Here is a 13,765-nt window from a genome sequence, read left to right as displayed (position 1 = left end):
AACTGTCTCAAAATAATAAAACATCTAATCATAAAGTAAAACTATTAAACTACAAATTTAATAGTTTATATGATTTAACTATCTCAAAACTCATGACTGTTGTTGCTGTATCTGCTGGGAAATATTTGATTATAGCTATTTTGTCAAAGATAATTTTTTTAGAAAATTGATATTCCAAAAGCTTGTCATAATTAGTAGCGCCATACACTAAGCTAACATGAGGATCTAAATTATATTCACTTTCTATATCTAATTTTCTTATACTAGCAAAAAGATTATCTAACTGTATAGTTTTTGATAACTTGAGATAATAGTTTATAAAATAAGAGTCTCTATCTATAACTATACTATCAATATCTAATGAGATATTCTGATAATCAAGCTGACAAGCCCGATACCCAAAATCTTCAACAATATTTTTAGCAGAGCTAAATAATGTTAAATGAGGTATAAATGATGGCTGTCTAGCAATATAAGAATTATAGTTGATACATCTAGCTAGAGCTAAGAGATATTTCTGTGCTGGTATTAGCCAAACACTATATTTATGAGATGACACAATTATTAACTCATTCTAACAAAAATTGTAATATTTGTTATAATAGCAAATCTTTAGTTATATAAATTATGAATTTCTAGGAATAAATATGTCACAAATAGTTGTTTGCGCAATGTACAAATTTGTAACGCTTGAAGATTATGAAGCTATGCGCCAGCCTCTGCTTGATACTATGATAAAAAATAATGTCAAAGGTACACTACTTCTTGCTAATGAAGGTATTAACGGTACAGTAGCAGGATCTCGTGAAGGTGTAGATGAGTTATTAGCATATCTAAAATCTGATTCTAGATTAGCTGATATTGACTACAAAGAGTCTTATCATCAAGAAATGCCTTTCTATCGTTCAAAAGTAAAACTTAAAAAAGAGATTGTAACTCTTGGTATCGAAGAAATTGATCCAAATAAAGTCTGCGGAAAGTATGTAGAGCCTAAAGATTGGAATGCTCTTATATCTGATCCAGAGACTATACTTGTAGATACTCGTAATGATTATGAGATCGAAATAGGTACATTCAAAAATGCTATCAATCCAAATACAGAGACTTTTAGAGAGTTTCCGGAATATGTCGATAAAAATCTAGACCCTAAAAAGCACAAAAAAGTAGCTATGTTTTGTACTGGCGGTATTAGATGTGAGAAATCTACAGCTTTAATGAAAGCTAAAGGTTTTGATGAGGTTTATCACTTACAAGGTGGTATCTTAAAATATCTAGAAGAAGTACCTAAAGAAGAATCCATGTGGGAAGGTGAATGTTTTGTATTTGACTCAAGAGTAGCTGTAAATCATGATCTTGAGAAAGGTAGCTATGATCAATGCTTTGCTTGTCGTATGCCTATCACCGAAGAGGACAAAAAACGCCCAGAGTATGTCAAAGGTATAAGCTGTCATCATTGTTATGATAAAGTTACAGAAGAGCAAAGAGCACGCTTTGCTGAACGTGAAAAACAATCTCAACTAGCTGCTGAAAGAGGGTTTTCACATGTTGGTGATGATGCCAAAAAATTAGCAAAATTAAATAAACAACAAAAACAACAAGCAAAAGAAATAGCTCGTAAAAAAGCAAAAAGTGAAATTTAACTTCTACTTATAAACAATCAAAATTCAAATCATATTTTTAGAAGCAATTTTATACTCCTACTGTTAAAATAACATATATTTAAATATTTCTTTTAAGATAAAATTCTCAACATAAAAGGCTATAACTCTTATGCAAGAAAAAATCACACAATTTGAGAACTTTTTAACTCAACTACAACGAAAAATCACATTTACTCTTGAGCAATCTGAAACTAGCTCAGCTAAATTCATTAGTGATAAATGGCAAAAGCCAAACACTCCTGAACAAAAACTCAAAGGCTATGGTAACTCTATGATTATAGAAGGGGGCGAAATTTTTGAAAAAGGCGTCGTTGCATTCTCTAGAGTACACGGAAATGCTTTACCACCATCTGCTACCGCAAAAAGACAAGAACTTGCTGGTAAATCATTTATTGCCACAGGTGTTTCGTTAGTTATTCATCCTCGTAATCCTTTTGTGCCAACATCTCATGCTAACTTTAGAATCTTCGTTGCTGGTGCTGATACAGATAATCCTATATGGTGGTTTGGTGGTGGTTTTGATCTAACCCCTTACTACCCTTTTGAAGAAGATGCTATTCATTGGCACCAAACTGCAAAAAATGTTTGCGATAAACATGACGCTAGCTATTATTCTAGTTTTAAAAAATGGTGTGATGAATACTTTTATCTCAAACATCGTGATGAATGTAGAGGCGTTGGAGGTTTGTTTTTTGATGATTTAAATGACAAATCTTTTGATGAATGTTTTAAATTTGTGACTGATTGTGCAAATTCATACTTAGATGCTTATATACCAATAGTAGAAAAAGGAAAAAATATCGAATATTCACAAAGGCATAAAGATTTTCAACTTTACCGTCGTGGTAGATATGTCGAATTTAATCTAGTCTTCGATAGAGGTACAATATTTGGCCTTCAAAGTGGTGGACGCACAGAATCAATACTATCATCAATGCCACCTATGGCTACTTGGAAGTATAACTGGCAACCTGAGCCTGGTTCTGAAGAAGAAAAAGTATATGAATATATAAAGCCAAGAGATTGGATTAAATAGTGTTTACAACTAAAAAACATATCATTTATGTAAAAATAATTATGTTACAATAAGCTCAAATTATTAGAGGTTTTTTTAGATTATGAAAATTAATTTTTGTGCAGGTCCAGCTGTTGTGCCTATATCTATAATAGAACAGTTACAACAAATGATGATTGATTATAAAAATACTGGAGTATCTTTATTATCTATTTCACATCGTGATAAAGTTTTTGATGAAGTGCATGCCTCTATTCAAAAAAATCTCAGAAGTTTACTTAATATTCCGGATAACTACTCTGTGCTTCTAATGCAAGCTGGAGCTACGGCACAATTTGCTGCTATACCTATGAATTTATCAGATAAGTATAATAGAGCATTGTATGTATGTAGTGGGCAATGGTCAGAAAAAGCTGCCAAGGAAGCTACTAAATTTATGTCTGTAGATGCTGTGAAGTATGATAATAATATTGCTCAAAGTTTCCAAGCAGATACATACGATTATATATATTATACAGACAATGAGACTGTAGATGGTTTTCAGATTAACAAACTTGCCAAGTCTTGCAATACAGAAATAGTTTGTGATATGTCATCAAGCTTTCTATCAAAGCCTATCAATATTAGTGATTACGGTTTGATATATGCTGGTGCTCAGAAAAATGCTGGTATACCAGGCTTAACTATAGTTATCGTCAAAGATTCTTTAATCAAAGCAAAAGATAATATTCCGGTAGTGTTTGACTATCTAGTTACCAAGAAATCAAATTCAGTTTACAATACTCCTTCTGTTATCTCATGGGTTACTTTTGAGTTGACACTAGAATATTTAATTAACAAATTTGATAATTTGAAGAATGTAGAGTCTTTCAATAACCAAAAAGCAAATCTACTCTACTCAGCTATTGATAATTCAAAGATTTTCAAAAATGAAATTAAGCCAGAATATCGCTCTAACATGAATATTATATTTCATCTACCAAATGAAGAACTAACTGATAAATTTCTAAATGAGGCTAGTAAAGCTGGCTTTTATGGCTTAAAAGGACATCGAAGTGTCGGTGGCTGTAGAGCTAGTCTTTATAATGCTGTTAGTCTAGAAGATGTTGAGAAATTAGTACAATTTATGCAAGGTTTTGAAAATGAACAACTCTAAAATAATAACTGTAGATGGACCAAGTGGTGTTGGTAAAGGAACATTATCAAAAAAATTAGCAAAGCACTTTGACTATAAACTTTTGGATAGTGGCGCAATATACAGAATAGCTGCATTGCATTGCTATAATGCTGGCGCTAATTTAGATAATGAAGATGATGTTTGTAGTAAGCTTGAATTACTAGATGTATCGTTTAAAGTTCAAAATGATTCTATAATAGTCCTTCTAAATAATGCTGATGTGACTAAAGCTATCCGTACTGAACAAACTGGTATGCTAGCATCAAAAACTTCTGCATATCCAAAAGTACGCCAAATGTTACATGATAAAATGCTCTCTTTTGCAACTGCTGCTGGACTTGTAGCAGATGGTAGAGATATGGGTACAGTTGTTTTCCCTGATGCTAAATACAAATTCTTCTTAGATGCTAGCTCAGAAGTTAGAGCTCAGAGAAGATATGATGAGCTACTGATAAAAGGTGAAAATCCTAATTTTGATAAAATTAAAAATGATATTGAACAAAGAGATTTTCAAGACAGAAATAGAAAAGTAGCTCCTTTGAAGCCTGCTGATGATGCTATTTTAGTTGATACTAGCAACCTATCTATCGAAGAAGTTTTTCAAAAAGTTTTAAATCATATTAACAATCTTTAATTTCTCCACACCAACAACATAAAATATCACAACCATTAGCTCCTGAAAAGACAGAGTGTTGTGAGTTAATAGGGTTTACAAAAAAATCACCCTTGCTAAACTCTCCTCTTTCATCACTCATAGAACCATCTATAACATATACCCATTCAACATCTGGATGACTATGTTGGCTTAATTTTGCATTTGGCTCTAATCTAATAAAATCTATTTGAAAGTTTCTTGAATCATCTTTAGCTAATAACTTTTTAGAAATTCCTGGTTTAAATGCTTCAAGGTTGATATCTTTTAAATTTATTTTCATTGGGCTAACTCCACTCAAACTAAACACTGCTAATAATTCTACTTTATCATAGATAAAAATAACTTTATAATTACACGATTAAAAAAGATTTTAACCAAATTAATCAATGTCTGAAATTAATTCTCTAAATAAAAAGTTAAATAAAATAATTATTGAAACAAATGGTTTATCAATATTTAATACTCTTGAACTACTAAGTTATGAGAATCTAGATGAACATGAATCGCAATGTCTTCAAGATTTTATAAAAAAACTCAAATTATTTAATAATGATGAGCTAGATATAGAAGACTTACTAAATCACCCTATTGGTATAGCATTCTATGACTTTTTAAAGAGTTTTCCTCTTAAATATCATGAAGAGCATATCCACCTAACAGGCTCTCTCTCAGCAGAGTTTATTTATCCGCGCCTCAAGAAACTTTTAGATGGTAAAAATGGTAATATCTATAGTCAAAAAATAGTAAATATCTATGGCGAAAATGCACTACCAATAAATTCTGTAGAAGATGTTGAAAAACTTATAGTTTTAAAAGATGGTGAAAAATTCTCGAGATATTTAGATCTTTTATATCTTGCAAAAATTATTCTCAATACAAAACAAGATCATATAGATGCCGCTTATCACATGGCTAGTGAACTATATCATAAACATAATGTAGGAAGTATTAGGCTCAAATTCACACTATCACGCTCTACAAGTGATGAAAAAGAAGCAATTTTAAATGAGGACTTAGCAACAGAAGAGGATGTAGTTCTTGGACTTTATGAAGGTTTTGAAAAATTCAAAGAAGAATATCCAGATTTTGGCTATGTACTTTCTCCATCATTTAGAAAAGAAGCTAATTTTTTTGATGCTACAAAGTTTAAAACAAAAAAAGAAAGTTTTGAATACCAAGTAAACTGTCTAATCGATATATTAGAAAAATATTCATTTCTACAGAATGTAATGAAAGATATAGATACTGTCGGTGATGAAAAAAATATCTATAAAAAAGCCCATTTTGAAACATTAAAACAAGGAATTAGAAAACTGCAATATTATGGTTTTAAAATTCGCTCACATCATGGAGAAACTTTCCATACACTAAAAAAAGGTGTTCAAGCAGTTGATAATGCTTTAAATATTTGGAATATTGATACGCTAGAGCATGGCCTGTCAATAGGTATCAATCCAAACTACTACTTTCAAAGATTGCTACAAAAGGTTCTAAAACTTAATCAGAACTCTCAGCCTCTTGATGACAAATCTATGGAATATCGTGAAATACAAGAAATTCATTGGAATGAAAATAACTCTTCAATTAGAGATAAAATCACAAATGGAATAAAACTAAATTCTGATGAAATTTTAGAATTTACAAAAATAAAATTCCATACAGCTATAGAGATAGAAAGATATCAACATGATGTTCTAAATAGAATTATCAGTAAAAATATTGGTGTTGTTGGTCTTCCTTCTTCTAATCTCAAATTAACTACAGCCATTCCAGACTACAAAGACCACCCTTTCAGCTGGTGGGAGAAAAAAGGTATCAAACTAGGTATTGGTACGGATAATTACATTACTTTAGATACTAACTATATTAGAGAAATGCTGATTATTTTATTTTCTGATGCGCATAATCTAAAAATTACTAAATTGCTAATGGTCGCTTGTAAAGAAAATAGACGAGCTTACATTAGTAGCCTACTCTGGAAAATGAATAAGAAATAAATATTATTTAGATATTTTGAAGAGCTTCTTCAACCTTTTTTCTGTAGTTTTTATCAGCTTGAGCAAACTGGTCAAGCATTATTTCTTGGATATCTTGACTAGCATGTATCAATCCTTCTGCAATATTATTAGCTAACTGTTGCTGTTGAGATTCGCTCATTAATCTAAAAAGATCTCCAGCTTGTGAATAGTTATCTTCACCTTGTGCATCATAATAATCAATATAACCCTCTATTTCTATAGGTGGCTCTATATATTGTTTGGCATCTGAAGGAGAATCAGAATGCGCATTTGGATAAAAATTAGGCATTTCATTCTGTGATACATTAAGAGCTGTACCAGCCATTGCTCCATCACGCTGATAATTATGCATTGGACATTTTGAAGCATTTACAGGTATATGACTTGCATTTACACCGACTCGATATCTATGAGCATCTTGATAAGCTAGTAGTCTAGCTTGTAACATCTTATCTGGAGATACTCCAACACCAGGCACCAAGTTATTAGGAGCGAAAGTAGCTTGTTCTACTTCAGCAAAATAATTATTAACATTACGGTTTAACTCTAAAACACCTATTTTTTGAAGTGGGAGATCTTTATGTGACCAAACCTTAGTTAAATCGAAAGGATTTATACTAAATTTTTTCGCTTGCTCTTCAGTCATAATTTGTAATTTAACATCCCATTTTGGATAGTTTCCACTTGCTATAGCATCAAACAAATCTTTTTGAGCTCCATAGCTTGGCTGCCTAGATGCTTCTTCATTTGTGAGATTTTTAATTCCTTGTTGTGTTTTAAAATGCCACTTAACCCAAAAACGGTTACCTTCTTGATTATAAAAGCTAAGTGTATGAGAGCTAAATAAATGCATATGCCTATAGTTCTTTGGGATACCTCTATCAGACATCAATATTGTCATTTGATGCAAAGATTGTGGGTTTTTTGACCAAAATTCAAACTGGGCCGCAGGATCTGGTAGGTTAGTTTGAGGATTCTTTTTTTGTGAGTGTACAAAATCTGGGAATTTATTAGGATCTCTTATGAAAAATACTGGTGTGTTATTTCCTACAATATCAAAATTACCTTGCTTGGTATAAAATTTGATAGCTGCACCACGCACATCTCTAACATAATCACTAGAATCTTGACCTCCACCAACAGTAGAAAATCGTACAAAAACATCAGTCTGTTTATTCTGATCTCTTAAAAAATCAGCTACTGTCAAATCTGATAAGTCTTTTTCAAGAGTGAATGTACCATACGCTCCTGTTCCACGTGCATGTACTACACGTTCAGGGATTCTCTCACGATTAAAATGAGCTAGTTTTTCAAATAATCTAAAATTATCAAATGTTAGCGAACCATTTTTACCTGCACTAATACTTGTATTATCATTAGGTACTGGAGCACCATTTGCTGTAGTTAGTATCTTATTCATGTTCTCTCCTCATTGAAATAAATATCAATCATTATTAAGCGCAGCAATACATATCGAATGCATTATTAAAATAGGCACTTAATGAAATAGTATATATATGAATAGAATTGGTCAATATTGTTAAGAACTTTAAGTCTAGAATAGTTTTTTGATAAAAAAATTAATAACCAGCTTTTATAACACTGCCATTAGCAATACCTGCTACTGACTTAAGATATGCGTTAGCTACTTTTTCTGCTTCTACAGGTTCATAACCCACAAAGAATGGTCCATATTTTGCTAATGCTTCTTTGACTACAGTTGGACTAACAGTATTTATACGGAAGTCTTTATACTCAAGAGTTGCTGCTTTTACAAACCCTTCTACTGCAGCATTTACTGTAGCTGCTACAGCACCTAAAGCAATTGGTTCAACATTCAATATCCCAGTAGTCAATGTAAATGAACCACCCTTATTGATATAGTTTGCACCAATTTGCACTAGGTTGATTTGTCCAAGTAGCTTATTTTTAAAACTGAAGTTCCAGTCTTCTTGAGTTAAGTCATCAACAGCTTTAAAAGCTACTTTACCGGTAGTAGATACTAAAGCATCAAAAGGACCTACTTTTTCAAAGAAATTTTTGATAGATTCTATATCTTCTATATCAATACGGTGTGAACCATTACTTCCACTAAATGTTGCAGGAATAACTTCATAACCAGTGCTAATGAACTTATCATAAGTCGCTGATCCTATTACTCCGCTTGCACCTATTAGAACTATTTTTTTGCTCATTTGAGACTCCACTTATTACTATTTAGCTTCTAAGTATTTTAGAAGATTTTCAGGAGAAGACTCACCATAAGGATCATCTTCAGCGTTATCACGCTTACCAGGCTCTACAAACATCTTTTCGATTTCGTGATTATTAACAATCATCGCATATCTCCAAGATCTCCTACCAAAGCCAAGATTTGACTTATCTACAAGCATATCCAAACCTTCCGTAAATTCACCATTACCATCAGGAATTGGTTTAATATTTTTAACATCTAGTGCTTGTATCCACTTATTCATTACAAAGCTATCATTTACAGATAAAACATAAATTTCATCTATTCCCAGCTCTTTAAATCTAGCCGCATTATTCTCAAATCCGGGTAGTTGATAAGTAGAACAAGTCGGAGTAAACGCTCCAGGTAATGAAAAAACAATTACTCTTTTGTTATCAAAAATATCAGCAGATGTAACATCTTGCCATCTAAATGGGTTTGATCCACCAATACTTTCATCTCTTACTCTAGTCTTAAAAGTTACATTAGGTACTCTTTTAGTCATGTCTAACTCCTTGTGTTTTGTTAAGTTACACTGTTATTGTATTGCTTTAATAAATAATTTAAAATATATTATATTTATACTAGCTATAAGCTTTACTTATATGAATACTCGTACTCTTGAATATATCATTTCTGTATATGAAACTAAAAGCTTTATTACAGCGTCAGAAAAGTGCTTTGTCAGTCAACCAGCTCTTAGTATGCAAATAAAAAAATTTGAAGAGCTTATAGGTATACAAATCTTTGAAAGAGGTACAAAACAAGTACTTATAACAAAAGCTGGTATGAAAATAGTTAACCAAGCCTATAAAATTCTAGACGAAGTAAAAAACTTAAAAAAAATATCAGAACTGCACTTAAATAATGGAAAAATAAGTATCTCGATAGGAGCATTTCCAACATTATGTCCGTATTTAATGCCAAAAATACTACCTGCTATCAAGAAAGATTTCCCTAATCTGAGTATATCCATAATTGAAGAAAAAACTGATACTCTTGTAAGTATGCTTGATCAAGGTAAGATTGACTTTGCTCTTTTGGCGACTCCTACCGATAACTATCAGTTTAAAAGAAAAAAAGTCTTTAATGATAAATTCTACGTAGCTGTAGCAAAGACTAATCCCATAGCAAAAAGCAAAAAAATTTGCATAACTGAAATAGTTAAGCAAAATCTTATGCTATTAGATGAAGGACATTGTCTGAGAGATCAAACTTTAAAACTCTGCTCATTAAAAGATTTTAATAATAATGATTTCAAAGGTAGTAGCTTAGAAACATTAAGACAAATGGTATCCATTGATGAGGGCATTACACTAATTCCCGAAACAGCACGCATGAAAACTGAAAATGTTAAATATATTGATATTGATAATAGAGATTTTTACAGAGAGATTGATTTAGTTATGCGTAAAAGCTCTATCTATGAGGACTTATTTACCAAGATTAGTGAGATAATTTCAAAAAACTATAAATAGATTATTTAGCATTAGTACTTTCAAATATCTTATCTGCTGATTTGGCTACAAAACCTTGATATAACTTACCACTTTGATCAGGATAGCGTTTTGCAAACTCATAGTAACAACAAGGAATTTCTTTCCACCCCTCTATAAATTTAACTTCAGAGTTGCCTGAGATTGTACTTGATTGTTCTAGATAATCTGCTGGTGTTCCTTTGATTTCTCCACCTGAGCTATTCAATACAAAGCCATTCAATTTTAGAAAATCATTAACTTCAGAAACTTCGCTAAATTTTTTCAAATCGTTAATAAAGACAGTAAAATGATTCGCTCTAAAACCAAAAGCATAAAACCAAGCGGCATATTCAGACTCTTCAAGAAGTTTTTGATAAGTTTTGTAACTTATAAAGCTCCAACTTGCACCTGATGTTAACAAAGCTTCAGGATTCTTCAGTAAACTATTAGGTATACCTTCTACACAAGCTTCCATCGTTTTTTGTAAGAATGGGCTAAATTCACTAACTAGAAGCTGACTAATAAACACTTTAGGCTGATTACGATCACTATGTTCAAGATGAATAGCTTTTAATCGCTTGACGTCAAAGTCATAATGTCCATATACCTTATAGCCAATATCTATAAAGGGCTTTGATAGCACATTTATATCTATTTTTGGATTATCTAACGTTCTTAATGCTATATGATCATTGACAGGCTTTTCACCCTCAGCCACAAAAGAATCATAAACTTGCTTAACATGTGAATTAGTTTCAATATACTGATCCCAAAGTTTATCTAAAATCTTAAAACTCATAAACTAATCCTCCAGATTAAATTTGATTCCTTGAGCTAATGGTAAATCTTTACCATAATTGATTGTGCTAGTCTGACGTCGCATATATGCTTTCCACGCATCTGAACCAGCTTCACGACCGCCACCAGTATGCTTTTCACCTCCAAACGCGCCACCAATTTCAGCACCTGATGTACCAATATTCACATTCGCAATACCACAATCACTGCCTGAACTAGATAAAAACTTCTCTGCATTTTGGATATTATCAGTAAATATAGAGCTTGATAAACCATATCTAACACTATTGTTGAATTTGATTGCTTCATCAATATCTTTGAATGGCATTATGTACAAAATAGGACAGAAATTCTCTTCTGCCACTATTGGCATATTAGCATTTGCTTCAATTATTGTTGGCTCAACAAAGAAGCCAGCTTTTGCAATTTTTTTACCACCAGTTAAAATTTTACCGCCTTCTATTGTAGCTTGATCTACAGTTTTTAAGAAATTATCAACTGATGCTTGATCTATAAGAGGTCCCATAAGATTTTTTTGATCTAACGGATCTCCAACTGTAACTTGTTTGTAAGCATTGACCATTTTATCTTTGACCAAATCATAGATTGATTCATGTACAAATAGTCTTCTTAGAGAAGTACATCTCTGCCCTGCTGTACCAACTGCTCCAAAAACAGCTGCTGGTATTGCTAATTTTAGGTTAGCTGATTCATCAATAATTGTAGCATTATTACCGCCTAACTCTAGAATTGACTTACCAAATCTTTTTGCTACTTGTTGTCCTACATCTTGACCAACTTTTGTAGAACCTGTGAAAGATACTAAATTTACCCTTTCATCATTAACTAATGCCTTTGAAACCTCAATCTCTTTAGAAATTATTGTATAAAAAATTTCAGGATAACCATGCTCTTGAATTACTTTTTGACATATATTGTGTACAGCAATTGAGCATAGCGGTGTCTTTTCGGACGGTTTCCACACTACAGTATTACCACAAATGACTGCTATAAAAGCATTCCAAGACCATACAGCTACTGGAAAGTTAAATGCAGAAATAACTCCAACTACTCCTAATGGATGCCATTGCTCATACATTCTATGATCGTGACGCTCAGAATTCATCATCACACCGTATAACATACGTGATTGTCCTACTGCAAAATCTGCCATATCAATCATCTCTTGAACTTCGCCATCACCTTCTTGCTTAGATTTACCCATCTCAAGAGATACTAAGCTTCCTAGATAATCTTTATTTTTACGGAGCTCTTCGCCAATAAGTCTAACTAACTCTCCTCTTTTAGGTGCTGGAATTTGACGCCATTGTTTAGCAACCTCAGCAGCCTTTGTAATAGCATATTGCATATCATCTAGGTTTTGATTTTTAACTTTAGCTAAAAGCTCACCAGTTGCTGGACTTAAAGTTTCTATAACATTTTTATTATCATCAGTTATATACGCTTCTAAACCTAAATTTAATTCTTGTAAAATACTCATTATGTCCCCCAAATTAATCTGCTTGTATCAAAAGTCCTGAATTTCTATAGTACTTACCGAATCTATTATCATAAAACTCTTGTAAACATATAGATTCTTGGTTTATAAACCCTGTAGGATTATCTTTAGAGTTAAGCAATAGATCTATACTTACACACAAGCTTGTAGCAGTAGTTAATTGTAATGCTGAGAAATATTTACCAAACATACGTTTTGAAGGGTATTTTTGCGCAAAATGACGCTCTGCTTTTAAGCCTTTTCGGATACCATCTACTGATACATAGATAAGAACTACATCTTGATTAATTCTTGGAATCGCTCTTTCCATGATTTTAACCATAGTATCCAAATCTTCGCCTAGCTTCATATCTTGCATTAAGAATTTCATCTTATCACAATGCCCTGGATGACGGATACTTTTGTAGTTTATATTTTTAACCTTACCTGCATAAGTCTCGATCATCGAGCCAATACCACCAGAGGTATTAAAAGCCTCATAGGTAAGCCCATCTATTTTAATCTCTTCAACATCAGCTAATGGAGCTAGAGTTCTTTTTTTACCATCAACGACTCCTTCGCAAGGCTTTGCATATTCATTTATTAGGCCTTCTGTAGACCAAGTCAAACCATATTGAAGTGTATTCGAAACATTTAAAGGCAAAGCTCCTACCCTCATACGTACGGTATCAATTGAGTCGAACTCTTGCATAAGATTATTAGATACAATACTTATAAATCCTGGAGCTAGGCCACATTGCGGTGCAAAGAAACTATTTTCTGCTTTATCAGCTATACTTTTGATATAGTTAGTAGCCTCTACATCTTCTGTCAAGTCAAAGTAGTTAAGCTCTAACTCGCCTGCTATTTTAGCTATATCTTTATTAAGAAAAAACGGTAAACATGAAACTATAGTTTTTATATCATTCTGCTGCACATAGTTTTTTAAGTCTGAAGAGTTTGTAGCATCTAACTCTACGTATATCAAATTATCTACATTTTTTTCCAAAACTGGTTTGTCATGAGGAATGTATCTATCAATTAAATGAACAGTATAGTCACCACTTTCAACCAGTAAGCAGCTAACCAAAGACCCGACTCTGCCGGCACCAAGTATTACGATATTTTTCATAAATACCTCAAAATTACGCCTCTTGTACTTTAATTTATATCACTTGGACTGCTATGAGTAAATATAATTCGTGCTAGATTAATTAGATTACTTTGAAATT

14 protein-coding genes are annotated in these 13,765 nt (G+C 32.3%); 6 read left to right on the top strand and 8 right to left on the bottom strand.

Annotated elements, in window-relative coordinates; translation table 11 throughout:
- Positions 1 to 49 precede the first annotated feature (49 nt).
- The gene (locus tag F0R75_RS03355) at positions 50 to 559 is read right to left on the bottom strand and encodes a hypothetical protein (RefSeq protein WP_149368341.1); all 510 of its coding nucleotides are present in this window, start codon (positions 557 to 559) and stop codon (positions 50 to 52) included.
- A gap of 88 nt (positions 560 to 647) precedes the next feature.
- Between F0R75_RS03355 and trhO the strand changes: the two genes are divergently transcribed.
- The 4 genes from trhO (at position 648) to cmk (ending at position 4,487) form a co-directional block, all read left to right on the top strand.
- Positions 648 to 1,640 (top strand): oxygen-dependent tRNA uridine(34) hydroxylase TrhO, encoded by a 993-nt coding sequence (trhO, locus tag F0R75_RS03350; RefSeq protein ID WP_149368342.1) that lies wholly within the window; start codon positions 648 to 650, stop codon positions 1,638 to 1,640.
- Positions 1,641 to 1,770: 130 nt separating this feature from the next.
- Positions 1,771 to 2,697, top strand: a complete 927-nt coding sequence (gene hemF, locus F0R75_RS03345) for an oxygen-dependent coproporphyrinogen oxidase (protein WP_149377199.1) — start codon at positions 1,771 to 1,773, stop codon at positions 2,695 to 2,697.
- 82 nt (positions 2,698 to 2,779) lie between these two features.
- Positions 2,780 to 3,832, top strand: a complete 1,053-nt coding sequence (gene serC / locus F0R75_RS03340; RefSeq protein ID WP_149368344.1) for a 3-phosphoserine/phosphohydroxythreonine transaminase — start codon at positions 2,780 to 2,782, stop codon at positions 3,830 to 3,832.
- The gene (gene cmk / locus F0R75_RS03335) at positions 3,819 to 4,487 is read left to right on the top strand and encodes a (d)CMP kinase (RefSeq protein ID WP_149368345.1); all 669 of its coding nucleotides are present in this window, start codon (positions 3,819 to 3,821) and stop codon (positions 4,485 to 4,487) included. The genes serC and cmk overlap by 14 nt, the downstream gene beginning before the upstream one ends.
- On the opposite strand, the gene F0R75_RS03330 is transcribed toward cmk, so the two are convergent.
- Positions 4,474 to 4,788, bottom strand: a complete 315-nt coding sequence (locus F0R75_RS03330) for a cupin domain-containing protein (protein WP_149368346.1) — start codon at positions 4,786 to 4,788, stop codon at positions 4,474 to 4,476. The two genes, cmk and F0R75_RS03330, sit on opposite strands and share 14 nt — an antisense overlap.
- 106 nt (positions 4,789 to 4,894) lie before the next feature.
- Between F0R75_RS03330 and F0R75_RS03325 the strand changes: the two genes are divergently transcribed.
- On the top strand, positions 4,895 to 6,505 hold the full coding sequence (locus F0R75_RS03325; RefSeq protein ID WP_149368347.1) for an amidohydrolase family protein: 1,611 nt from the start codon (positions 4,895 to 4,897) through the stop codon (positions 6,503 to 6,505).
- 7 nt (positions 6,506 to 6,512) lie between these two features.
- On the opposite strand, the gene F0R75_RS03320 is transcribed toward F0R75_RS03325, so the two are convergent.
- The 3 genes from F0R75_RS03320 to F0R75_RS03310 all read right to left on the bottom strand — a co-directional run bounded on the left by F0R75_RS03320 (position 6,513) and on the right by F0R75_RS03310 (position 9,264).
- On the bottom strand, positions 6,513 to 7,946 hold the full coding sequence (locus F0R75_RS03320; protein ID WP_149368348.1) for a catalase: 1,434 nt from the start codon (positions 7,944 to 7,946) through the stop codon (positions 6,513 to 6,515).
- A 160-nt stretch (positions 7,947 to 8,106) separates the two neighbouring features.
- Entirely contained in the window at positions 8,107 to 8,721 is a 615-nt protein-coding gene (locus F0R75_RS03315; RefSeq protein WP_146422106.1) for a short chain dehydrogenase, read from the bottom strand.
- Positions 8,722 to 8,739: 18 nt separating this feature from the next.
- Positions 8,740 to 9,264, bottom strand: a complete 525-nt coding sequence (locus F0R75_RS03310) for a peroxiredoxin (RefSeq protein WP_149368349.1) — start codon at positions 9,262 to 9,264, stop codon at positions 8,740 to 8,742.
- Between the two features lie 100 nt (positions 9,265 to 9,364).
- On the opposite strand from F0R75_RS03310, the gene oxyR reads away from it, so the two are divergent.
- A complete protein-coding gene (oxyR, locus tag F0R75_RS03305) occupies positions 9,365 to 10,237 on the top strand; it encodes an oxidative stress transcriptional regulator OxyR (protein WP_149368350.1) in 873 nt (290 codons plus the stop codon).
- A 1-nt stretch (position 10,238) separates the two neighbouring features.
- Here the strand turns inward: oxyR and F0R75_RS03300 are convergent, their stop codons facing one another.
- The 3 genes from F0R75_RS03300 to F0R75_RS03290 are packed head-to-tail and all read right to left on the bottom strand — an operon-like array spanning position 10,239 to position 13,665.
- A complete protein-coding gene (locus F0R75_RS03300) occupies positions 10,239 to 11,036 on the bottom strand; it encodes a DUF1338 domain-containing protein (RefSeq protein ID WP_149368351.1) in 798 nt (265 codons plus the stop codon).
- Positions 11,037 to 11,039: 3 nt separating this feature from the next.
- Complete coding sequence (gene amaB / locus F0R75_RS03295; RefSeq protein ID WP_149368352.1) at positions 11,040 to 12,536, bottom strand: L-piperidine-6-carboxylate dehydrogenase; 1,497 nt, start codon at positions 12,534 to 12,536, stop codon at positions 11,040 to 11,042.
- A gap of 13 nt (positions 12,537 to 12,549) precedes the next feature.
- Positions 12,550 to 13,665: a saccharopine dehydrogenase family protein gene (locus F0R75_RS03290; protein WP_149368353.1), complete on the bottom strand. Its 1,116-nt coding sequence runs from the start codon at positions 13,663 to 13,665 to the stop codon at positions 12,550 to 12,552.
- Between the last annotated feature and the right edge of the window lie 100 nt (positions 13,666 to 13,765).

The organism is Francisella marina, assembly GCF_008369785.1.
In the GTDB taxonomy this organism is placed as follows: domain Bacteria; phylum Pseudomonadota; class Gammaproteobacteria; order Francisellales; family Francisellaceae; genus Francisella; species Francisella salimarina.
Note: the sequence above shows the minus strand (reverse complement) of the source record. Positions and strands in the feature narration are given on the sequence as shown.